This is a genomic window from Pseudomonas cichorii (assembly GCF_018343775.1).
In the GTDB taxonomy this organism is placed as follows: Bacteria; Pseudomonadota; Gammaproteobacteria; order Pseudomonadales; family Pseudomonadaceae; genus Aquipseudomonas; species Aquipseudomonas cichorii.
In genome coordinates, this window is the sequence record NZ_CP074349.1 from 2,717,232 (window position 1) to 2,740,649 (window position 23,418).

Here is a 23,418-nt window from a genome sequence, read left to right on the forward strand (position 1 = left end):
CGCTCGGACATGAATCCTTACGGTAGCCTTTTCGAGCGCCTTGGCGGTGAAACCAGGCGCCGTAAAGGTTTGAGTCGCGAAGAGTGTGTCATCGCTTCGGTGGCTGCCCATCTTGCGAAGATGCTCGGTACCCGGGCGGGGAGTGTGCAGACACAACCCGAGTACGGGCTGCCGGATCTGAATGATATGCGCATGAGCCTGCATGACACTCTTGCCCTGTCCCGCTCGGCTATCGAGGCTTTCATCAGAACCTGTGAGCCTCGATTGTCCGACGTGCGTGTGATGCCCCTGTCGCCCGATGAGGACAAATTGAAGTTGCGATTTTCCATTGAGGGCTTTTTAACGGTGGAAGGTGCGAAGTGTGCCGTCAGTTTTACTGCACGTCTGGATGGTTGCGGGAAAGTCGATATAAATTAAGTGTCCGTAAGTTTCAAGTTTGGTGTGCGCGTATTTTTACGCAGGCAGATGGAACATGTACTGTCGGATTCAAGTATTTCGTTTTGTATGTTCTTGCTTTTCAGGCATGACTCAGGTGGATAACGCTTGTCTTTTAATAACTATTATCAAAGTGAATTGACGGCCTTGCGTCAATTGGGAAGTCGCTTTGCCGAGCGTAATCCTGCATTGGCGCCTTTTTTGGGGCAGGCCGGGCAGGATCCTGATGTCGAGCGACTACTGGAGGGTTTCGCATTTCTGACAGGCCGGCTGCGACAGAAGCTGGATGACGAGTTACCCGAACTTACTCACTCCTTGATGCAGTTGTTGTGGCCGAATTACATGCGTCCGTTTCCCGCGGTCAGCATGTTGCAGTTCGAGCCTCTGGAGCATTCGGGAGCGGGGATTGTAGTTGCCCGAGGAACTCCCGTGGAAAGCATTCCGGTTGAGGACACCGTTTGTCATTTTCGTACCTGCTACGAAACGGCTGTATTACCGTTGAGGCTGAGTGCAGTCAATTACTCCGCAAATGGCAACGGTGTATTGCTTGGCTTGCGTCTTGATATGAACGGTGACGGGCATATCGGTTCTCTGGAGCTGAATGATTTGCGACTGCATTTTGCCGGAGAGCCTTATGTCAGCCAGACGTTATACCTGGGGTTGATGCGCAATCTCGAAAAAATCAGTTTGACGCCCCTGGATGCGGAAGGTAATCCTTTTGCTGTTGCAGGCGACGAAACAGTATCTTTCAATATACCTGTCGACAGAATAAAAGCAGTGGGTTTTGCAGAAGAGGAAGCCCTTGTTCCTTATCCATTGAATACTTTTCGAGGGTATCGTTATCTGCAGGAATACTTTGTATTTAAAGAGAAATACCTGTTTGTTGATGTGTCGGGGCTTGAGGTCATCAATTCACTGGCGCCGCAGATTCTGGAAAAATCAAGGAGTATAGAGCTATCGTTTGATATCGCGAAAAATGAAATTCAGCGCCTGCGACCGACACTGCAGAATATCAAACTGTATTGCACGCCTATCGTGAACCTGTTCGAACAGGATGCACTGCCTGTTCGTCTTGAGGGTACGCAGGATGAATACCGGTTGCTGCCTGGCGGACATGACTCAAAAAAGTGCGGGATCTTTTCGGTCGACAAGGTGACCGGCTGGCAGCCGGGAGGTCTGGGTTATCAGGAGTTTGTGCTGTTTGAGTCATTCGAGCACGACCCCAGTTTCGACGTGCAACATCCAAGGCCTTATTACAGCATTCGTCAGCATCCTTCACCGCTGCACGAGGGGCTGGACACGTATTTGAGTTTCGATGGTCGTCAGACCCGTCAGCATGAAACCCTCTCTGTGGAGTTGACCTGTACCCATCAGGACCTTCCCTTGCAGATAGCGGCAGGTGGCATTTGCAGGCCTTGCGAAGAAACACCTGATTTTCTGAAGTTCAGAAATATTACACCGGCTACGCGAAGTTTTGCTCCGCCGCTACACAAGGAGTTTCTGTGGCGGGTGATCAGTAACATGTCCTTGAATTACCTATCGTTGAATAACGTCTCGGCGTTGAAGTGCATTCTGGAAACGTATGACTTTCCGCGTTATTACGACCAGCAGGCTGAACGGGTCAGCAAGCAGCTTTTGAACGGACTCAAGTCCATTCGGCATGAACCTGTCGATCATTTATATCGAGGTCTCCCTGTTCGAGGGTTGAAAACGGAGTTGCTGATCGATACGCAAGGCTGTGCCGGTGAAGGAGGGTTGTTTGTTTTCGCTTCGGTACTTAACGAGTTTTTCGCTCTTTACGCCAGTCTCAACTCTTTCCATGAATTGCATGTCAGGAGCACCCAGGGAGAAGTATACGAATGGACACCACGCATGGGACTTCAACCTCTGATCTGAAACGATTGAGTCAGACGATACGTAGATACTCGCTGTTTCAGGCAATACCCTTGATTGTAGAGCAACTACTGGAAGTCAACCCGGATGTCGATGAAGAGGATGTTCAGGACTTGCTGGAGTTTCAAGCCAATCCTGGCCTGGGATTTCCCGGAAGCGATATTGATGGCCTGGTTTTTTTTGAAGAGCACGGACAGCAGCGGGCACGACTTACGCTCAACTTGCTGGGTTTGTGTGGAGGCAACTCGCCGTTACCTGCTTTTTATAGTGAGCAAGCGTCAGGCGATAGCGAGTCATCGCAAACGACGCGTTCGTTCCTCGATGTTTTTCATCATCGTTTGCATCGGCTTATTTTTCCGGTCTGGCGTAAATATCGTTATGAAGCCAGCTTTACACATGGCGCGAAGGATTCTTTTTCAGGGCAACTCTTTGCCCTGATAGGTCTGGCAGGAGAGGACGTTCGCCGTACTGAAGAACTCAACTGGAAACGTTTGTTTCCCTATCTCGGCTTGCTGAGTTTGAGGGCTCATTCAGCAGCATTGATAGAGTCTGTACTGCGCTACTACTTCAAGCATGCCAGCTTGTTCATTGAGCAATGTATGGAGCGTTCTGTTGATGTTGTAGAGCGGCAACGCAACCGTTTGGGGATCGTCAATAGCCGCCTTGGTGAGGATGCAGTGTTGGGCACGCGTGTCTGTGATCGAGGTGGCAAGTTTCGTATTCACATCAAACAACTTGGCTGGGAGCGCTTTCACGAATTCCTGCCCATAGGTTCCGGCTTTGGATCTCTTGCAGCATTGGTGCGCTTCACCCTGCGCGACCAACTGGATTACGACATTCGCCTGGAATTACGCCAGGACGAAATCAGAGAGCTGCGTATTGGCGACTCCAACAGTTGCCATCTGGGTTGGAGCAGTTGGCTCGGATGTGAGCGGGCTGATGGCCTGGTCACTCTGAACAGTCATTAAGGACAGATATCGATGATCAATGTAGACCTGCAACAACTGGTGAATGCACTGGATGCAGTTACTCGCAAAGACCTTGAGGGAACTGCAGAACGCTGTGTGGCAAGAGGTGGCAGCAAGATTCTCGTGGAGGATCTGCTGCTGGCCCTGCTCGAACGCCCTGACGGGATGCTGTCCCGTGCCTTGCAGGACGCGGATGTAGAACCAGGATCTCTGGCCGTGACCTTGCAAATGACCATGGAGCACCGTTCTTCCTGCAACCCGGTATTCGCTCCGGAACTGGTCCAGTGGCTTCAGGATGCTTTGCTTGTCGCCAATCTGGAGCTGGGTCAGAGCCAGATCGGGCAGGCGGCCTTGATCCTGGCCTTGCTGCGCAATCCCGTCCGCTACGCCGGTAGCCGTTATCAGCCATTGCTGGCGAAGATAAATATCGACCGCTTGCGTGATTTCGCGCTTGGCGAGCAGGTTGCATCTGCCGATGCCCCCTCACCAACAGGCGAGTCCCTGCTGGCCCGTTTCACCCAGAACCTGACCCGCCAAGCCAGGGACGGCAAGCTCGATCCGGTTCTGTGCCGTGATCCCGAGATCCGGCAGATGGTCGACATCCTGGCCCGTCGTCGCAAGAACAACCCGATCGTGATCGGCGAGGCGGGTGTCGGGAAGACCGCGATTGTGGAAGGGCTGGCACTGCGAATTGCCCAGGGTGATGTCCCGCAGCCCTTGCAGGGTGTCGAGCTGCTGTCGCTGGACATGGGCTTGCTGCAGGCTGGAGCAAGCCTGAAGGGTGAGTTTGAACGTCGCCTCAAAGGCATCATCGATGAGGTGAAGTCTTCTCCCGAGCCGATCATTCTTTTTATCGACGAGGCCCATACCCTGATTGGTGCCGGAGCCCAGGCCGGGAGCTCCGATGCGGCGAATCTGCTGAAACCTGCCTTGGCGCGAGGTGAGCTGCGAACCATCGCGGCGACCACATGGGCAGAGTACAAGAAGTATTTCGAGAAAGACCCGGCATTGTCGCGACGCTTTCAACCCGTGCAAGTGCATGAGCCTTCTGTGGACGAGGCCATTACCATCCTGCGTGGTCTGGCCCCGGTCTATGAAAAGAGTCACGGCGTTTATCTGCGTGACGATGCGGTCGTTGCGGCTGCCCGGTTATCGGCACGTTACCTGTCCGGACGACAGTTGCCGGACAAGGCTGTCGATGTTCTGGACACGGCCTGTGCCCGTGTCCGGATCAGCCTCGCAGCGCCTCCCGAAAGCCTGGAGCTTTTGCGTGCCGGTCGGGCTGAAGGGCAGCGTCAGATCGATGCCTTGAGGCGCGATGCCGATGCGGGATTACCGGTCGATGCGTGCCTGTTGTATACGCTGCAAGCCCGGATGGCGCAGGCAGGCGAGGAAGAGGCCGGGCTTGAGCAGCTTTGGCATGAACAACGAGAGGACGCTGAACATTTGCTCCTGTTGCGACAGCAACTGGCTGATGCGCGCAACCAGCAGGATCGTGAAGGCGTGCCTGAGTCAATCGAGCATGAGCTACAGATCATCCATCAGCGCCTGGTCCTGAGTCAGGCAAGCCATCGGCTGGTCAGTTTCGAGGTTTGTCCTCGGCTGGTCGCCGAGGTGATCAGCGCCTGGACAGGTATTCCGCTTTCCCAACTGGCTGGCGAATACTGCGACAAGGTTGCCGACTTTGCTTCGGGCTTGCGTTTCTGGATCCGTGGACAGGAGCAGGCCATCGGGGCACTGGATCGTTCCATGCGTGCCGTTGCAGCGGGGCTGAACAAGTCCGATGCGCCTGTTGGAGTCTTTCTGCTGACAGGTCCCAGTGGCGTCGGCAAAACCGAAACCGCTCTGGCACTTGCTGACCTGCTGTACGGCGGCGAGCGTTTTCTGATCACGATCAACATGTCGGAATTCCAGGAGAAACATACGGTTTCCCGGTTGATCGGCTCGCCACCCGGTTACGTCGGTTACGGCGAAGGTGGAATGCTGACCGAAGCTGTCCGGCAAAAGCCGTATTCGGTGGTTCTGCTGGATGAAGTGGAAAAAGCCGATCCCGATGTTTTGAATCTTTTCTATCAGATCTTCGACAAGGGTGTGGTCAATGATGGCGAGGGAAGGGAGATCAACTTCCGCAACACCTTGATCCTCATGACCTCCAATCTGGGCAGCGACGCCATTACGGCGCTGTGTCAGAACGGTCAGCTGCCCGAAGCGGATGAACTGGACAAGATCATTCGTCCGCTACTCAGTGCCCACTTCAAGCCGGCGTTGCTGGCACGGATGCAAGTGGTGCCTTACTACCCGATCAGCGAGCCGCTGATGCGCGAGTTGATCGAACTCAAACTTCGTCGCCTGGGTGAGCGTCTGTCATCCCGGCAACTGGTATTCAGTCATTGTCAGGCGCTGGTCACTTACCTGACCGAGCGTTGCGCGCAAAGTGACAGTGGCGCACGGCTGGTGGACTCGCTGCTGGATCTGCACGTGCTGCCCCTGATCGCAGACCGGGTGCTGGATGCCATGGCCCGAGGCGAAAGGCTGGAAACAGTGCATGCCACGCTCGACGCTGCAGGCACCGTCATTTGCGAGTGCGCATGATGTTCAATTCAATTGAAGAGCCTTTCGGCTATGTCCAGAAACTCTGTGCCCAATACACCCGTCTTTCGCATCTCTGCGACAGCGAGAGCCTGTTGCAGGCGTTTGCGCTTGCTGCCGCAGAGCTGACTGATTGCGAACTGGGCCGCTTATATCTGCTCGATGCTACCCAGACCCGTCTGCAGTTGTGTGCAGAAGCCCGGGAAGGCCTGATCATTCCGATAAGCCCTGCAAGCCTTGAAGTGGATTGCAAGGGGGAGCAGCTATTGCAGTTCTGTCTCTGCCAGAACCAGGTTGTCAGTGTGAGTGAACTCAGTATCGGGATCTATGACACCGGCTTCTTGCCGACCCATGAGCAAGCCTGGAAATCGTTGTTGTGTATGCCACTGGTGGATCAGCAGCAGAGAGTTGCCGGGCTGCTATTGTGCGCCGGCCTGAATCGCAGGGTGCTCGATGGCTTTGCCGAGTCTCTGGGCGAACTCGGAGCATTTGTACTTTCGCAATTGCAACTGCTGCAGCGTCTGCGACCTTCTGTCAGTCCTCTTGACGTGAAGCCTTCCCGCAAGCGGTACGGCCTGATCGGCCAGAGCGAGATCATGCACCAGACCTGCCACTTGATCGGCAAGGTGCTGCAAAGCTCATACACGGTCTTGCTGACCGGTGAAACGGGGACAGGCAAGGAAGTGGTGGCTCGTGCCATTCACGATCACGGGCCTCGCCGCTCCAGGCCTTTTGTCGTGCAGAACTGCACGGCTTTCCCTGAAGGGCTTCTGGAAAGCGAGTTGTTCGGTTATTGCAGAGGTGCATTTACCGGGGCTGATCGTGATCGGGCAGGCCTGTTCGATACAGCCAATGGTGGCACGTTATTGCTGGACGAGATTGGCGATATGCCGCTGTCCTTGCAGGCAAAGCTCTTGCGGGTCTTGCAGGAAGGGGAGATTCGCCCGCTGGGGTCAAGCGAGACCCGCAAGGTCGATGTGCGAATCATCGCTGCAACTCACCGCAATCTCCTGGCACTGGTGGCCGAAGGGGTGTTCAGGGAAGACCTTTACTATCGGCTTGCCCAGTTTCCCATCGAGTTGCCGCCATTGCGTCACCGTGAAGGGGACATTGCGGAGCTGGCACGACATTTTGCCGACAAGGCTTGTAACTTTCTTGGGCGTGCGCCTGTTCGATGGTCTGAAGTGGCGCTTCTGCTGCTGTGCCGACGTAGTTTTCCCGGCAATGTCCGCGAACTGAAAGGGCTGGTGGAGCGCGCTGTTCTGTTATGTGAAGGGGACGAACTGTTGCCTGAACACTTTTCTTTTGATGTAAAGCTGTTGGTGCGTGATACGACACTTAATCTTCGAGAGCGCCTTGAACAAGTCGAACGTTGTGTACTGCTTGATTCCTTGAGGAAAAGTGGCGGCAATCGCAGTCTTGCCGCACGTGAGTTGGGATTGGCACGTCGTACTCTGCTTTATCGCATGTCTCATTTGAATATCAAACGTGATGAGCTGCATGCCTGATCGATAAGTAACTTTTATTGTTTGTTTCACCCATTTTCATAGAGGCATTTTATGAGTGTTCGTTATTGGCTGCCTGCTGTTTTTGTTTTTGTCGTTTTAAATTTTCTGGCGGGGTGTGGTGGCCACTTCAAATTTGATGATGACGAATATCGTACGTTGGGCGACCCCGACTCAATAAATCGTGGCAAGTAGTGGCAAGAGAAAGAATCATGGAAAATTTCTTTGAAGGGATGAATACCTCGTTGGACCCACTTGCCGCCATGGACATGAAGGCCTTACCGGGAGCGCCCCTTCAAGCGGGGTATGGGATAGATCATGCTCCCGTGGACAGTGAAAGCCTGTTGCTGCCTGCTCTGATTGATTGTCCGTTCGCCGAGCCTTGTCAGGGCGAATCACAAACCCTCACTGGCGATTTCTGGAAAGCATTTGGCGACGCGTTGGGTATTAATATCGATCATCTTGAACCGTCGGCTCGTCAGGTGCTGGCGTTAAATACTGCACGGTTATTCAGGCACTGTATTAGCGGTATAAAAGATAATTTGCGTACCCGCCGTGAGTTGAAAAGCGAGTTGCAGTTGGCGCCGGAGGGCATGGGGCCAATTGAACGGGCGACCGATGTCAGTGCGGCGGTTGATGGCGTATTGAATGGCAAGTTTCCAGTGTCTTCGCTTGTGCAGGACTTTCGAGCATTACAGGCTCATCAAGTTGCCATGCTGGATGCCAGTCGCACCATGGCGCGTCTCACGCTGGAGCAGTTTTCACCGCAACAACTGACCTGGAAGTTTGAACAGGATGGCGGTCTCTCGTTATTGCAAACGGCGGGAAAGCGTTGGCGCGCCTATGTGCGTCATTACCACTCTCTGGAGCAGGAGGGTGAATGGGAAAAACGTCTGTTGGTCAGCAACTTTGCCCATGCCTATGAAGAACAGATTCGCCTGATAAACACCCTCTACCTGGACACCCAAGGATGATAACTATGTTTTGCCTCAAGAGTTCGATCATGCTGCCCGTGCTGCTGGCACTGAGCAGTTGTTCGGCATTGTCGCCTTACTCGACCCAGACCCGCTTGAGTCTGCAACTGATAGCCAGTGACGGCCTTAACCCCGATATCAACGGTCGATCCTCTCCTATCGTGTTGCGCCTGCTTGAGCTGAAGCATCCGGTTGCTTTCGAGAACATGGATTTTTTCAGTCTGTATGGACGCTCCAAAGAGTCCCTGAGTACGGACCTCGTCGCAAGCGAGGAGCTGGAATTACTGCCGGGGCAAAGCATCGTTCTCAAATTGAAGACCGGGAAAGACAGTCAGTATGTCGGAGTTCTGGCTGCTTATCGAAACCTGCCTGAAACCCGGTGGCGCTATGTCATTCCGTTGACGGTCGAGGGGCATACCCGTACCGAACTGTCGCTCGATGACGCCGGTATTCACCGTAGCGATGAACATCAGCCAGGGCGAATGACCAGCCATGAGTGAGCATAAAGTCATCTGGCGTGAAGGCATGTTATTGCGTCCGCAGCACTTTCAGCATAACGACCGTTATTACGATCATCAGATGAGAGTCCGTACCCGGTTGGCCGGTGCCTATGTGTGGGGCTTCACAGAGTTGGTGATAGACCCGCAGTTTCTGACTTCCGGGCAGATCGTGATCGCTCAGGCGTCGGGGGTTCTTCCCGATGGCAGCATTTTCGACCTTGGGGATCGTGATAAACCCCTGGCTCTGGATATACCGCCCAATACCATGGACACGCCGGTCTATCTGGCATTGCCACTGGTGACCGGGAATTGCATTGAGGCGCGGGGACCGGAACAGCCCGATGTGCTGGCCCGATACACCTCCTATACACGCAAGATATCGGACTCCAATGCCGGGGAAGGAAACTCCACGGAGATCATTTGCGCGCGCCCGGACTTTCACCTGCTGCCGGGTGAGCAGCAGGGCGAGCAGACGTATGTGAGGCTCAAGGTGTGCCATGTCCTGTCGGCTTCACCTGACAAGGCAATCACGCTGGCCCCTGGCTTTACCCCGACATTCATCAATGCCCGTCGCTCGACCTATCTGACGTCATGCCTCAAGGAAGTGGTGGGCTTGCTGGAGTATCGCGGCGATGTCATTGCCAGGCGCGTTCGTGCAAGCGGCAAGGTCGGTGGCGGGCAAGTCGGTGATTTCATGATGCTGCAACTGATCAACCGTACCGAGTTGCTGCTCAGGCATTACCTGAACATCGAAGAGGTTCATCCGGAAGAGTTGTACCGCGTGTTGCTGGTCATGCTGGGTGATCTGGCCACATTCGGCGGCGACACCCGGCGCCCTGTGCTGAGCAGTGGTTATCGGCACAGTGATCAAGAGGCGACGTTCAGCGCCTTGATGGCCGAGATCCGGCAAGTGTTGTCGATGGTGCTCGAACAGCATGCAACTGAACTGGAGCTGCAGGCTCGTCAGTATGGCGTTCTGGTGTCCCCGCGTGTCGATCAGCAATTGCTGGGTTCGGCGTCGTTCGTTCTGGCTGCCAGTGCGCATTGCGATACCGAAGAGTTGCGCCATCGGCTGCCTTCACATCTCAAGGTCGGGTCCGTGGAGAGCATTCGCGAGCTGGTCAACCTGCATCTGCCGGGAATCAGGCTCAGACCGCTGCCGGTTGCGCCCCGACAGATTCCGTTTCACTCGAACAAGACCTATTTCATTCTCGAACTCAATGCTCAGGAACAGGCCCTGGTAGAAAACTCCGGAGGCTTTGCTTTCCATGTTTCAGGTGAGTTTGACGGGCTTGATTTGCAATTCTGGGCCATCAGGAACTCATGAACATGCGCTTTGACAGGGAGAACGACCACGACGCCAACGTGGTTCATCAACAGAATACTGCCCATGGAGGCCTGACCGATTTCACCCGGCCACCAGGTTTCGAGCAGCTCGAAGAGCGCCTGACTTACACCGCACGCCTGGCACCGGCGCAAACGTTCAGCATCAACATCAATCCTCTGGTCGCGGCAGCGAGTGATCTGCTGGCACAAGTCGTCGAGCTGGCAGGCAGTGCAAGTGCAGAAGCGGGGGAGCTTCACGCACTGAACCGCAGGCTTGTCCGGTACATCAAGCTCTTCGAGGCTCGAGCCCGGCAGGACGGGATAGAGAACGATCAATTGCTGGCTGCCCGCTATGTGCTGTGTACGGTGCTTGATGAAACCGTCCTGACCACTCCGTGGGGCGGTGAGTGGTCGACGATGAGCCTGTTGAGCCATTTCCATCAGGAAACCTTTGGCGGCGAAAAGTTCTTCCAGTTGCTGGAGCGCTTGTCGAGCAATCCGGCCCGGCATTTATCCATGCTTGAGTTGATGTATCTGTGCCTGTCATTAGGATTTGAAGGCAAATACCGCGTGATGAAGCGCGGCAATATCGAGCTGGAAGGCATTCGTGACGGCCTTTACCGGCAGATCCGGCAATTGCGTGGGGATGTCTGCGCAGAACTGTCGCCACACTGGCATGGGTTACAGACACAGCAGGGCTCGACCGTTCGCACTGCGCCCTGGTGGCTGATCGGCTTGTTCACTTTCGTGAGCCTGGCCGCCATGTATTCGGGGTTCGCCTGGGTGTTGGCCGAACAGCGCGAAACGGTGCTCAAACCCTATCGGCAAGTCCATTCCGAAGTACTCAAGTCCTCGGTCGTAAACAGAGACATGCAATGAAAAACCTCTTGAAGAAACTGGCAGCCCTGTTGTGCAAGACATGGGTCTGGACGCTGCTGTCGGTATTGTTTGTGGTGCTGTGCATCTGGTTCACGGGACCGTTGCTGGCCGTGGCCGATCACAAGTTCTGGGAAAGTCCGACATCCCGGCTCTTGTCCGTAAGCCTGTTGTTTCTGCTGTGGGGGCTGGGCATGGTTTTCGTCAGTTGGCGCAGCGCAGCAGACAGGAAGCAGAAAGAAGCCGACACCACAGGTCAGGAACAGCTTCGTCAGCAGGCCCTGATTGAAAAGGAACACAAGGAATTATCCGGTCGCTTCAAGGACGCCCTGCGCGTCATCAGACTCTCCAGCCTGTATGGTGGTGAGGGTAAGCACTTGCCCTGGTACTTGTTGATCGGGCCGGCCGGGAGTGGCAAGACCAGCCTGCTGGACTTTTCCGGCCTGGACTTCCCGCTCAACAAGGTCGAGCGCAAGTTGACCCGCGATACTCGGGGTACTGCCGGCAGCGATTGGTACTTTGCCGATCAGGCGGTGATCATCGATACGCCGGGCCGTTATCTGGAGCAGCGTCAGCCACTGATCGATGCCAGTGCCTGGCTGATGCTTTTGGGGCTGCTGCGCAATCGTCGGCGTACCTGCCCTGTGAATGGGGTGCTGGTGACATTGCCCGTCGAGATCCTGTCCGGTAACGACGAAGTCCGTCTGGAAATGATGGCGGAAGCGGTGCGCAGCCGTCTGGATGAGTTGCACCGCCAGTTGCGTGTCGACGTGCCGGTGTATCTGGTGCTGACCAAGGCCGACTCGCTGACGGGGTTCGATGAGTTTTTCGACCCTCTGTCCAAGGAAGAGGGTGAGCAGGTGCTTGGCGCAACGTTCGGCCAGGATCAGCGGGGCAGTGACCCCGATGTGCTCAGACAGGAATTTGAAGCGCTGCTGCGACGTATTGGCAGCCAGGTCATCATGCGCATTCACCAGGAGTATGACCCGCAGCGTCGTGGGCGAATGCTTGGGTTTCCCGATCAGCTGGGTGGGATCGGGCATCGATTGTGTCTGTTTGCCGAGATGGCTTTTGCGGGCAGTCGCTATCAGCGTGCCACTCAGTTACGGGGATTTTATTTGACCCGTGCGCCTCACTTGCTCCCAAGCGTTCAAGAGAACGGTGCAGAGGAGGGTGAACATGCCCCGATCAACACCAGAGCATTGCCAGGCATGCACGCCGGGCGGCCACGCTTCATTCGTCAGCTCTTGAGTCGGGTGATCTTTCCCGAGGCGGCTCTGGCCATGATGGACAAGGGCGAGCGTCAGCGGATGAGCTGGATTCGACGCACAGCGTATTGTGCGGCCCTGATGGTCTTGGTGTTGTTCGGCGCGCTATGGGCGAACGGTTTCAGCGCCAATCATGATCGTCTGGAGCGTATTCGCCATCTGGCTCAGCAATGGACCCAGCAACGTTCGGGCATGAATGCCCAGACCGATACCCTGGCGATACTCAAGTCCCTGAACCTCAGTCATGAAGCCACCCGGGTCTTTCCTGGCAGGGAAGAGGTCGCGCTGCATGAGCGCAGCGGCCTTTATCAAGGCGTCACGAGCAATCAGGTGCTTTCGGGTGCCTATCAGGCTGAACTGCAAAGCCAGTTGTTACCCCGTGTAGCCCGCACACTGGAAGCACAGATACAGGCCAGTATGAAGGATCGTGAACAACTGCTGAGCAGCTTGCGGGCTTACTTGATGCTCTACTTGCCCGAGCGCCGCGACCAGGCCTGGCTGCAAGACTGGATGGCGGCTGACTGGACGCTGCGTTATGCAGGTCTGCCCAGGGAACAGAGCGAGCTAAATGGCCATCTGGAGCGCCTGCTTCGGCAACCGTTCAAGTACCCGATCAACGATGCATTGGTGGCACAGGCTCGTCAGGCGCTTCGCAGTGAATCCCTGGCCACTATCGTCTATCGGCTCCTGCGCGAGCAGGCACGCAGCCTTGCGGATTATCGCCTGGGTCATCATATCGGCACCCAGGCCAGTCTGTTGGTCGGTACGCAATACCCGATTCCCGGTTTCTATACCCGCCAAGGCTATCAACAGTTCTTTGTGACTCAGGGCGTTGGCGCGGTCAATGACATCCTGCGTGACAACTGGGTGCTGGGCGAGGGTTCAGGCCTGAGCGGCATGGAAATGCGCAGCCTGATGGTCGAGCTGGAGCAGCTGTATTTTCGTGATTACGCCAATCACTGGAGCGAAGCGGTCGCTCAGGTTGCATTGCAGCCCTTTGAAGGCCCCTTGCATGGGGCAGTTCAAGCAGCCGGCATGACAGCTGCCAATTCGCCGTTGGTGCAACTGCTGACGCAAGTACGCGATAACACGCTGTTTCCGACTATTGCCGAAAACCTGGAGCAGGTAGCTGAGGGCGCGCCTTCAGGTGTGCTGAATGCCGTGGCGTCTGCGGCAGCCGATCAGGCAGCGGCTCTGGCTCCCAAACTGCCGGATACGGCGAAGAAGTCATTGCAGCGCCGTTTCGAGCCCTTGCATCGTTTGCTGGATGAACACAACGGCCCTGCTGCAGAACTGCTGGCGGTCATGCAGGCCTTGAACGACGTGCAACAGCAACTGGCCAGCCTTGGGCGGTCCGGTCAGCCTGAGCTACTGGCTTTCGAGATGGCCAGAGTCCGCATGACGGGTCAGCGGGATGCGCTGAGCAACCTTCGCAATGCATCCGCCCGGTTGCCCCAACCTGTTGGCGGATGGTTCAACGGACTGGCCGAAGACACTTGGTCATGGGTTCTGGGTGAGGCCTATCAACACATCAACCAGCGTTACAGGAATGAGCTGTACAGCTTTTATGAACAGTCGCTCGATAAACGTTATCCGTTTCATGCCCATAGCAGCAGCGATGTGGCCATCAACGATTTTCGGGAGTTCTTCAAGGCTCAAGGCCTTGCCGAGCGCTTTTTCGACAGCTACATGAAGCCTTTTGTCAGCGGTGATCCGGGGCATTATCGCCTGCGCACCATTGATGGCTCAGGCTTGCCAGCCAGCCGTGCCTACCTCGACCAGATGGGGCGCGTGCACACCATTCGCAAAAGCTTCTTTGCAGAAAATCCCGAGGAGCCGCTGGTGCAGTTCAAGCTGGAACCCTACACGCTGGACCCGGCCGTGAGCCGTGCCGAGTTTCGTCTGGGCGATCAGATGATGGAGTATCGCCATGGTCCTGTTGTGCCGGTTTCGTTCAGATGGCCGACCGATGCGGATGACGGTCGCGCCAGCCTGGTGCTGGAGCGAATGGCAGAACGGCCCATCGGTATCGAGAAAACTACCGGGCCATGGTCACTGTTCCGCCTGCTGGATTTGATGCAGACCGAATCCCTCCAGGGCCGGGATGTGCTGGTGCTCAAGGCCGATGTAGGAGGGCTGAGGGCCAATTACCTGTTGCTCGCCCAGCGAGCGGCCAACCCCTTCGATGTTGCGGTATTGCGCAGATTCCGGATGCCGGCACAGCTTTGAAGCAGGGTCTTATTCCGGCGCCTGCTTGCCCCAGCGGTCAATGGTGAAATCGACAAAGCTGCGCAACTTGGGCAACTGATAGCGATCCGGGGAGTAGATCAGATGCATGGGCCTGCTGGGCAAGTGATAGTCGGGCAATAGCGCAACCAGCCGGCCATCACGCAGGTCCTGTTCCACATAAGCATCGGGCAGCATGACAATCCCCGCTCCAACCCTGGCGGTCCGGTACAGGCCTGATGAACTGTTCATCACCATCGGGCCGCTTATCTCCACCGTGACTTCACCTTCCGGCCCGGTCAGGCGCCAGTTTTTCTCCACGCCGCTCCAGTCATCCCCGGCCGGGTAGGCGAATGCCAGGCAGTCATGCAGTTGCAGATCTTCCGGACGCTGTGGAATGCCGCGACGGGCCAGGTAATCCGGCGCAGCGCAAATGGTCAGGGTGTAGTCCTGCAAGGGGCGTGCAATCAGGCGGGAGTTTTCCGGCACGTTGCCCATGCGGATCGCCGCGTCGAAGCCGTTATCGAGCAAGTCCAGGCGCTGGTTGGTCAAGACCAGGTCCAGCTTGACCTTGGGGAACTGCAGAGAGAACTCGCACAGGGACGGAGCCAGCACTTCCGAGCCGAACGTTAGGGGCGCGGTGATGCGCAGCGTACCGGTGGGTTCGCCCTGAGCCTGCTCGGCCAGCCGTTCGGACGCGGCCACCAGCCCCAGCACTTCCAGGCAGCGTTCGTAATAGGCAGCACCGAACTCTGTCAGGCGCTGACGCCGGGTGGTGCGCTTGAGCAGGCTCACCCCGAGGCGTTGTTCCAGGGCCCGCAGATGATTGCCGACCATGGTCGTGGAGATCGAGCACTGCTGCGCTGCGCCGGTCATGCTGCCGGCTTCCACGACTTTTACGTACACCGACATTGCCTGGAGCAAATCCATTATCAAGTCCAAGTTTAAAATGATTGAAGGGTTGTACTGTTTATCCAGCTTTGGTGGCTAACGATACTGCAAAAACTGTCTGACCACCCTGGAGCTTTACGCCATGACCGCCGATTGCCTGATGACTACTTACAAGCCTCTGGACCTGAATCTTGTCCGTGGCCTTGGCACCCGTCTGTGGGATCAGGCAGGCCGCGAGTATCTGGATGCCGTGGCGGGTGTTGCGGTGACCAATGTCGGGCATTCCCATCCCTTGCTGGTCGCGGCCATCACCGAGCAGGCCGGGTTACTGTTGCATACCTCCAATCTGTACAGCATTGATTGGCAGCAACGATTGGCGCATAAGCTGACCCGGCTATCGGGTCTGGAGCGTGCGTTTTTCAACAACTCCGGTGCGGAGGCTAACGAAACGGCACTCAAGCTCGCCCGGCTGCATGGCTGGCACAAAGGTATTGACCAGCCATTGGTGGTGGTCATGGACAACGCCTTTCACGGACGTACGCTGGGCACCTTGTCTGCCAGCGACGGGCCTGCCGTGCGGCTGGGTTTCAGCAACTTGCCAGGCGACTTCATCAAGGTCGCGTTCGGGGATCTGAAGGCCTTCGACCGGGTATGTGAAAGCCATGGCCATCGCATCGCCGCAGTGCTGGTCGAACCTGTGCAGGGCGAGGGCGGCGTGCAGGTCGCCCCTGAGGGCTATCTGAAAGCCTTGCGTGAACGTTGCACGCGGCGCAACTGGTTGCTGATGCTTGATGAAATCCAGACGGGCATGGGCCGTACCGGGCAATGGTTTGCCTTTCAGCACGAAGGTATCGTGCCTGATGTCATGACCCTTGCCAAAGGCCTGGGCAACGGCATCCCCATCGGTGCCTGTCTGGCGAAAGGTGCGGCTGCCCGGCTGTTTACCCCAGGCAGCCATGGCAGTACGTTTGGCGGTAATCCGCTGGCCTGTCGCGCTGCCTGTACCGTCATCGACATCATTGAACAGCAGGATCTTGTGCAAAACGCTCGCCTGCAAGGGCAGCATCTGTTGGAGCGGTTGCGTGAAGAGCTGGGCAGTCATCCCGAGGTGGTAGCAATCCGTGGTTCGGGTTTGATGATCGGCATCGAATTGCAACAAGCCATTGCTGATCTGACCTCCGTTGCAGCCAGTCAGCAGGGCTTGTTGATCAATGTGACGAGAAGCAAGACCATTCGTCTCTTGCCGCCGTTGATCCTTGATGGCGCAGAGGTCGAGATGATTGTGCAAGGCATCGTCAGGACACTGGATAGCGTCACTCGCAGGGCTGTTCAGGGCTGTGCCTGAAGCAATGGATCGAGGGAAAGACAAATCCTGGGCTATACCGTGATGATGCAGATGCGGTAGAACAACGCTGGGAATTACGAGTCTCTACGCGTAATGCTTACCCCCATGGATTTGAAAGGAGCCCATCATGCTTATCCGGTCCCTGACCCTCGCCACCTTGCTGATCGCTGCCGGCCCGTCCTTTGCGGCTGACGGCGATGCACCGCTGGCGCAGGAGCGCGGCAAGACACGTCCGTTGATCATCATTGCTCCCAGCACGGTCGACCCCACCCTGATCAGCCTGAAAAAGGCCCTTGATGAACCCGCCAATCGCGAGGCATTCGCCCAGCGCAACATGGTCTTGTATACCGTGGTCAACACCATCGGTGAACGTAACGGCAAGACCATGGATGCCCAGTCCACCATGGCCTTGATACGCGAACTCAAGCTGGGTGCGGGTGTGCAGACCAAGGTCATTCTTGTGGGCAAGGATGGCGAGAAGAAGATCGAGAAATCCGGCGCAATCGATCCCAAGGAAATCTTCGCCACCATCGATCAGATGCCGATGCGCGAAAAAGAAGCTGCCGTGCCGCCACCCGAACCGGAAGCCAAACCGGCCCCTGCCGAAAAGGCTGCGAAACCCGGCAAGGCGACCCAAGGCAAGACGCTGGACGATTGATGAGAGAGCAGGGTGGAGCTGTGTTGCCAGCTCCCCCTTGTTTGTGCTGAAACTCAATCGCCGCGAATGTACTGCTCAAGCTGCTGGATAAGGCTGGACTGTTCCGCGATGGCTTCCTTGACGAGGTCACCGATGGACAACAGCCCCAGCAACTGCCCGTGTTCCACGACCGGCAGATGACGAAGATGATTGTCGGTCATGATGCCCATGCAGGTTTCCACGCTCTGCTGTGAATCGACCGTGATGACCTTGCTGCTCATGATGGCGCTGACCGGCGTGCCGACAGACGAGCGTCCCTTGAGAATCATCTTGCGTGCGTAGTCACGCTCGCTGACCACCCCGACAACCACACCGCCTGCAACGACCGGCAATGCCCCGATATTCTTGTCGGCCATCAGCCTGAGTGCATCGAGCACCATCTGATCGGGACCGATGGTATGCACTTGCTGGTTGTGTTCGGATTTGAGCTTCAGCAATTGGGCAACGGTTTTCATGGGGGCTCTCCGTGGGTGAGGACCTGAATGATTGTAGCCCTCTGCTGAGGGCACTACAGAATCACGGGATCGGAGAGTTCAGGCAAGTGTTTATGAAAGGGGGATGCCAAGCCCCCGATTGCATGATTTACCAGCGATAGGTCGCACTGGCCTGCACGGTGCGTTGTGCGCCGTACCAGCACCATGAATAGTAATAGCAGGACGCGACGTATTCCTTGTTGGCCAGGTTGGAGACATTCAACGCCAGGCGCAGGTTGTCCATCGGGTTGTAGAGGTTTGGAATGTCATAGTGCGCCGCGGCGTCGAACAGGGTGTAGCCCGGTACTTTCAGGCTGTTGGCTTCATCACCCCAGGTCGAGCCGATATAGCGCGCACCCGCGCCGACACCAAAGCCGTCCAGCTTGCCTTCGCGAAAGGTGTAATCGACCCAGGCCGAGGCAGTGTGGCGGGGAATGGCTGGCGGGGTTGTGCCTTCAGCCGGCAGCGCCGGGCCATTGGCCTGGCCGACGATGCCCGGCTGGACCCGCACGGTGCTGTTTGACTTGCTGATCTGGTTGTCCAGATAGGCATAAGCCGCCGTGATATCCAGGTTGTCGCTCAGGCTGGCCTTGCCTTCAAGCTCGAAGCCGCGTGACTGGACTTCGCCGGTCTGGACCTGGCAGCGGGCACCATTGCAGATATTCGTCGCGATCGGGTCCGGGGTCAGCACATTGGTGCGTCGCAAATCGAAGATGGCGGCGCTGATGAAACTGTTGCTACCCGGTGGCTGGTATTTGATGCCCAGTTCGTACTGCTTGCCCTCGGTCGGCTCGAAAGGCTTGTTGCCCAGGCCCGTACCCGATTGCGGCTCGAAGGATTCGGAATAGCTGATGTAAGGTGCCAGCCCGTTATCGAACAGATAGACCAGGCCCAGGCGTCCGGTGAAGGCTTCACTTTCCACCGAGCTTTTGGTTTTCACGCCGGTCGCGATTCGCTTAGAGCTGTTAGTGCTGTCAGCCCAGTCGTAACGGCCCCCCATCAGCAAGACCCATTTGTCCCACTTCAACTGCTCTTGCAGGTACAGGCCTTTCTGCTGACTGCGAGCGGTCGCGTCAGTGGTGTAGGTGATGGGCGCTACCGGGCGGCCATAGACCGGATCGAACAGATCCAGGGACGGGCCATTGCCATTCCCGGATTCGGTGTCGGTGCTGATGTTCTGATAATCGGCACCAAACAGTACTGTGTGCTGCACAGGGCCTGTGTCGAATTTGGCCTGCAACTGATTATCGAGGGTGTAGGAGTCCATATTTACATCGCTGCCGATGGTGTAGCGGCCCATGGTGCGGTAATCGGGCTGCAAGGCATCGGTGCCGTTGTAGATGCTCTGATAGATACCTTCGCTGCGCAGGTAGCGGGTGTTCTGGCGAAAGGTCCAGACATCGTTCAAGTGATGCTCGAACAGGTAACCGACAGCGTGATATTCACGGTCGCTTTTCTCGAAATCCTTCTCGCCGTCGTAGAAGTCCACATCGATATCGCGTCCGGTCGGGCTGTTCAGCAATGAGCCGTAAGCCGGGATCGACCCATAGGACGCGCCTTTGGGATCGCTTTGATAATTCGCCAGAAAAGTCAGCGAAGTGTCTTCATTCGGGCGCCAGGTGAACGCTGTCGCAATGGACTGGCGACGGGTTTCGGTGTGTTTGATCTGGCCGTCCGCATCGTCATACAGCCCGGACACGCGATAGGAGTAGACACCCTGATCGTCAATCGGCCCGCCAAAGTCGAAGGTCGTGCGCTTCTTGTTGAAGTTGCCGTACGTGAGCCCGATTTCGCGAAAAGGCGTCTCGGTCGGCAACTTGCTGACCATGTTCACCACGCCGCTGGGGCTGGCCTGGCCGTACAGCACGGAAGAGGGGCCGCGCAGCACTTCGACACGTTCCAGATCGAAGGCATCCTTCTGCGGTGACGCATCCCGGTTGCCCGGCATGCGCAGGCCGTCCAGATAGGTCGCCGGGGAGAAACCGCGAATACTCATCTGGTCGAGTCGCGAGGCTGTAGAACCACGGGTTTCCGGTACCACCGCCGCGCTGTAGCGCAGGATCTGATTGAGGCTCGATGCGCCCTGGGCTTTCATCTGGTCCTTGGTGACCACTGAAATCGACTGTGGCGTTTCGATCAGAGCGGTGTCGGTCTTGGTTCCGGTACGTCCACGGGTTGCGACATAACCCGACACCGGACCACTGGCGCTCTCGGCCTGGGTCGCGCCGATGATGCTGGTGGCTTGCAGCTCCATTGTTCCTTCCGTTGGTTCGGGCGCTGGCTCGATGCGATAACGATTGGCCGATAACGCCAGGGCTTGCAAGCCAGTACCGCTGAGCAACCGGCTGATGGCCTCCTGGGTACTGAATTGACCCTGTAGCCCGTTGCTGCGTTTGCCTCGGGTCAGTGCCGGGTCGAATGCCAGTACCAGTTGCGCTTGCTCCGCAAGCGTATTGAGCGCTTCACTCAACTCCCCGGCCGGGATCGAGAAAGGGCTGACAACGCTGGCCTGTTGCTCAGGCACGGATGATTCGGCGGCTTGCAGAGGCACCGCAGCGCAGGCCATGAAAATGGCAAGTGCCAAGGGATGCAGCGAACTGGCAGGGCGAGACATGAAAGATCCTTGGTGCAAATGGAGGGTTTCCTTAGCCCTGACGCACACCGGGAAAAAACAGACAGCAGATGGGAAATATTTTTATTCTGTTTTGTGAAGCGTACTGATTCAAAGCCTGAAGGAATGAATTCGCTCATGCCGGGGGCTCGAAGGGTAGAATCAGCACCTGAAACACTTTCTTGAGGTCAGCGCGTTGGATTTACAGCAGGGCTTTATCCTGAGCCGACACTGGCGTGATACGCCAGCCGGGACTGAAGTCGACTTCTGGTTAGCCACCGATCATGGCCCCAGACATATCCGCCTGCCTTGCCAGCCTTCCGTCGCTTTTGTGCCCGCCGAGCAGGGCGAGCGAGCAAGGGAATTGCTGCGCGGTGAGCGTGGTTTAGAGCTGCGTCCGCTGGCGCTCTGTGATTTTCGTCACCGCCCGGTGCTGGGTGTCTATTGCCAACAGCATCGGCAGTTGATGAACATCGAGAAACTGTTGCGCAAGGGCAATGTGGATGTCTACGAAGCCGATATCCGCCCCCCTGAACGCTATCTGATGGAGCGTTTCATTACCGCACCGGTGCTGTTCGGCGGTACGCCCGATGCGCAGGGTGTGCTGTGCAATGCCCAGATCAAGCCTGACCCCGATTATCGGCCACAACTGAAACTGGTTTCGCTGGATATCGAAACCACCTCCCGTGGCGAGTTGTATTCGATTGCCCTGGAAGGCTGCGGGCAGCGTCAGGTCTACATGCTGGGACCTGCCAACGGCGGCAATGAAACACTGGATTTCCAGCTCGAATATTGCGACACCCGTGCGCAGTTGCTGGAAAGACTGAACCAGTGGCTGGCCCTGCATGACCCGGATGCAATCATCGGCTGGAATGTGGTGCAGTTCGACCTGCGGGTTCTGCATGAGCATGCCAAGCGCTTGCAGGTCCCTTTGATATTGGGGCGCGATAACCAGCCCATGGGCTGGCGCGAGCATGGCAACCGTGACAACCATTACTTTGCCGATATCAGCGGGCGTCTGGTTATCGACGGTATCGAAGCCTTGCGTTCGGCAACGTGGAGTTTCCCTTCGTTCAGCCTTGAAAACGTGTCGCAGACTCTGCTGGGCGAAGGCAAGGCCATTGATACGCCCTATCAGCGCATGGACGAAATCAACCGCATGTTCGCCGAGGACAAGCCGGCGCTGGCCCGCTACAACATCAAGGACTGCGAACTGGTCACGCGGATCTTTGCCAAAACCGAATTACTGACTTTCCTGCTGGAGCGTGCAACGGTCACGGGGCTGCCTGCCGATCGCAGCGGAGGTTCGGTTGCCGCTTTCTGTCATCTGTATATTCCGCTGATGCATCGTCAGGGCTTTGTCGCGCCCAATCTCGGCGAGCGCCTGCCGGAAGCCAGCCCCGGCGGCTTTGTCATGGACTCCCAGCCCGGCCTGTATGAGTCCGTGCTGGTGCTGGACTACAAGAGTCTGTACCCGTCGATTATCCGCTCATTCCTGATCGATCCTGTTGGTTTGATCGAAGGCATGCGCCAGCCGGATGACGAATATTCCGTGCCGGGCTTTCGTGGCGCACGCTTTTCCCGCACCCGGCATAGCCTGCCTTCCATCGTCGAGCGGGTCTGGCGTGGCCGGGAAACCGCCAAGCGTGAACACAATGCGCCGCTGTCCCAGGCGTTGAAGATCATCATGAATGCCTTCTATGGCGTGCTGGGGTCGAGTGGTTGCCGCTTTTTCGACCCGCGCCTGGCGTCGTCGATCACCATGCGTGGCCACGAAATCATGCTCAAGACCCGTGAACTGATCCAGGCTCAGGGCTACACGGTGATCTACGGCGACACCGATTCGACCTTTGTCTGGCTAGGACGCGCCCATGGGCAGGAAGAGGCGACGGATATCGGTCGCTCGCTGGTCCAGCACGTCAACCAGTGGTGGCGCGAGCATCTGCACAACGAGTACGGATTGCACAGTGCACTTGAGCTGCAGTTTGAAACGCATTTCCGCCGCTTTCTGATGCCGACCATCCGGGGCGCAGAGGAGGGCAGCAAGAAGCGTTACGCCGGCCTGGTAACCCGCGCCGACGGCAGCGAGGAAATGGTCTACAAGGGGCTGGAAACCGTACGTACCGACTGGTCACCGCTGGCGCAGCAATTCCAGCAGGAACTGTACCTGCGGATCTTCAAGCGCCAGCCTTATCAGGATTATGTGCGCGAGTATGTGCGGCGTACCCTGGCAGGCGAACTCGATGACTTGCTGATCTATCGCAAGCGGCTGCGGCGCAAGCTGGACGACTACCAGCGCAACGTACCGCCCCATGTGCGCGCGGCGCGCCTTGCCGATGAGTACAACGACAGCCAGGGGCGACCGCGTCAGTACCAGAGCGGAGGCTGGATCAGTTATGTGATAACCATTGCCGGGCCTGAGCCTCTGGAGATTCGCACCGCGCCCATCGACTACGACCACTACATCACCAGACAGCTACAACCCTTGGCTGATGCCATCCTGCCGTTTGTGCTGTCGCACACCATTGACTTGCAGAGCCTGGATCAGCTCAGCTTTGACTTCTGATCACGGCTGGCTCATTCCGGGATTTCAATGCGGATTGCACGGGTTCCGATTTCTGAACCGTTCACCGTATCAATTGCAATGGGCTTGATATCGATGCCCGTCTCGGCATCCAGAAAGCGCGTCAGATTGCCTTCGCCGCGATGCTTCTTGCCCCAGGCTCCGATCATGAACAGCACCGGCAAGTAGTCACGCCCAGCCTCGGTCAAGACATATTCTTCCCGTGGCGGACGTTCCGAATACAGGCGTTTCTCCAGCAGTTTCTCGTCCGTCAGGGT

The 23,418-nt window shown here is 56.9% G+C and carries 18 protein-coding genes; 14 read left to right on the forward strand and 4 right to left on the reverse strand.

Features of this window, described 5'->3' with window-relative positions; translation table 11 throughout:
- Positions 1–9 precede the first annotated feature (9 nt).
- The 11 genes from tssE to tssM all read left to right on the forward strand — a co-directional run bounded on the left by tssE (position 10) and on the right by tssM (position 14,563).
- Entirely contained in the window at positions 10–417 is a 408-nt protein-coding gene (gene tssE / locus KGD89_RS11990; protein ID WP_025260023.1) for a type VI secretion system baseplate subunit TssE, read from the forward strand.
- 126 nt (positions 418–543) lie between these two features.
- Positions 544–2,331 carry a type VI secretion system baseplate subunit TssF gene (gene tssF, locus KGD89_RS11995; protein ID WP_025260024.1) on the forward strand — a complete coding sequence of 596 codons (1,788 nt, stop codon included), beginning with the start codon at positions 544–546 and terminating at the stop codon, positions 2,329–2,331.
- Positions 2,295–3,296, forward strand: coding sequence for a type VI secretion system baseplate subunit TssG (tssG, locus tag KGD89_RS12000; protein ID WP_038400359.1), 1,002 nt, complete (start codon positions 2,295–2,297; stop codon positions 3,294–3,296). Before tssF ends, tssG begins: the two co-directional genes overlap by 37 nt.
- A gap of 6 nt (positions 3,297–3,302) precedes the next feature.
- Positions 3,303–5,888, forward strand: a complete 2,586-nt coding sequence (gene tssH / locus KGD89_RS12005) for a type VI secretion system ATPase TssH (RefSeq protein WP_162883706.1) — start codon at positions 3,303–3,305, stop codon at positions 5,886–5,888.
- Positions 5,888–7,393, forward strand: a complete 1,506-nt coding sequence (locus KGD89_RS12010; protein ID WP_025260026.1) for a sigma-54 interaction domain-containing protein — start codon at positions 5,888–5,890, stop codon at positions 7,391–7,393. Before tssH ends, KGD89_RS12010 begins: the two co-directional genes overlap by 1 nt.
- 51 nt (positions 7,394–7,444) lie before the next feature.
- Positions 7,445–7,585, forward strand: a complete 141-nt coding sequence (locus KGD89_RS12015) for a type VI secretion protein (protein ID WP_074569124.1) — start codon at positions 7,445–7,447, stop codon at positions 7,583–7,585.
- Positions 7,586–7,602: 17 nt separating this feature from the next.
- Positions 7,603–8,364 (forward strand): type VI secretion system-associated FHA domain protein, encoded by a 762-nt coding sequence (locus KGD89_RS12020; protein ID WP_051427728.1) that lies wholly within the window; start codon positions 7,603–7,605, stop codon positions 8,362–8,364.
- A gap of 5 nt (positions 8,365–8,369) precedes the next feature.
- On the forward strand, positions 8,370–8,864 hold the full coding sequence (tssJ, locus tag KGD89_RS12025; RefSeq protein ID WP_025260027.1) for a type VI secretion system lipoprotein TssJ: 495 nt from the start codon (positions 8,370–8,372) through the stop codon (positions 8,862–8,864).
- Positions 8,857–10,191, forward strand: a complete 1,335-nt coding sequence (tssK, locus tag KGD89_RS12030; protein ID WP_025260028.1) for a type VI secretion system baseplate subunit TssK — start codon at positions 8,857–8,859, stop codon at positions 10,189–10,191. Before tssJ ends, tssK begins: the two co-directional genes overlap by 8 nt.
- A gap of 2 nt (positions 10,192–10,193) precedes the next feature.
- Positions 10,194–11,069 (forward strand): type IVB secretion system protein IcmH/DotU, encoded by an 876-nt coding sequence (gene icmH / locus KGD89_RS12035; RefSeq protein ID WP_025260029.1) that lies wholly within the window; start codon positions 10,194–10,196, stop codon positions 11,067–11,069.
- Positions 11,066–14,563, forward strand: a complete 3,498-nt coding sequence (tssM, locus tag KGD89_RS12040) for a type VI secretion system membrane subunit TssM (protein WP_025260030.1) — start codon at positions 11,066–11,068, stop codon at positions 14,561–14,563. The genes icmH and tssM overlap by 4 nt, the downstream gene beginning before the upstream one ends.
- Positions 14,564–14,572: 9 nt before the next feature.
- Here the strand turns inward: tssM and KGD89_RS12045 are convergent, their stop codons facing one another.
- Complete coding sequence (locus KGD89_RS12045) at positions 14,573–15,490, reverse strand: LysR family transcriptional regulator (RefSeq protein WP_025260031.1); 918 nt, start codon at positions 15,488–15,490, stop codon at positions 14,573–14,575.
- A gap of 103 nt (positions 15,491–15,593) precedes the next feature.
- Between KGD89_RS12045 and KGD89_RS12050 the strand changes: the two genes are divergently transcribed.
- Both KGD89_RS12050 and KGD89_RS12055 read left to right on the forward strand, forming a co-directional pair.
- Positions 15,594–16,796, forward strand: coding sequence for an aspartate aminotransferase family protein (locus tag KGD89_RS12050; RefSeq protein WP_025260032.1), 1,203 nt, complete (start codon positions 15,594–15,596; stop codon positions 16,794–16,796).
- A 127-nt stretch (positions 16,797–16,923) separates the two neighbouring features.
- A complete protein-coding gene (locus tag KGD89_RS12055) occupies positions 16,924–17,454 on the forward strand; it encodes a DUF4174 domain-containing protein (protein ID WP_025260033.1) in 531 nt (176 codons plus the stop codon).
- Positions 17,455–17,507: 53 nt separating this feature from the next.
- On the opposite strand, the gene KGD89_RS12060 is transcribed toward KGD89_RS12055, so the two are convergent.
- A complete protein-coding gene (locus KGD89_RS12060; RefSeq protein WP_025260034.1) occupies positions 17,508–17,948 on the reverse strand; it encodes a CBS domain-containing protein in 441 nt (146 codons plus the stop codon).
- A gap of 127 nt (positions 17,949–18,075) precedes the next feature.
- Entirely contained in the window at positions 18,076–20,580 is a 2,505-nt protein-coding gene (locus tag KGD89_RS12065; RefSeq protein ID WP_025260035.1) for a TonB-dependent siderophore receptor, read from the reverse strand.
- A 193-nt stretch (positions 20,581–20,773) separates the two neighbouring features.
- Between KGD89_RS12065 and KGD89_RS12070 the strand changes: the two genes are divergently transcribed.
- Entirely contained in the window at positions 20,774–23,143 is a 2,370-nt protein-coding gene (locus KGD89_RS12070) for a DNA polymerase II (RefSeq protein WP_025260036.1), read from the forward strand.
- Positions 23,144–23,154: 11 nt separating this feature from the next.
- Here the strand turns inward: KGD89_RS12070 and KGD89_RS12075 are convergent, their stop codons facing one another.
- The gene (locus tag KGD89_RS12075; protein ID WP_081741932.1) at positions 23,155–23,415 is read right to left on the reverse strand and encodes a winged helix-turn-helix transcriptional regulator; all 261 of its coding nucleotides are present in this window, start codon (positions 23,413–23,415) and stop codon (positions 23,155–23,157) included.
- Between the last annotated feature and the right edge of the window lie 3 nt (positions 23,416–23,418).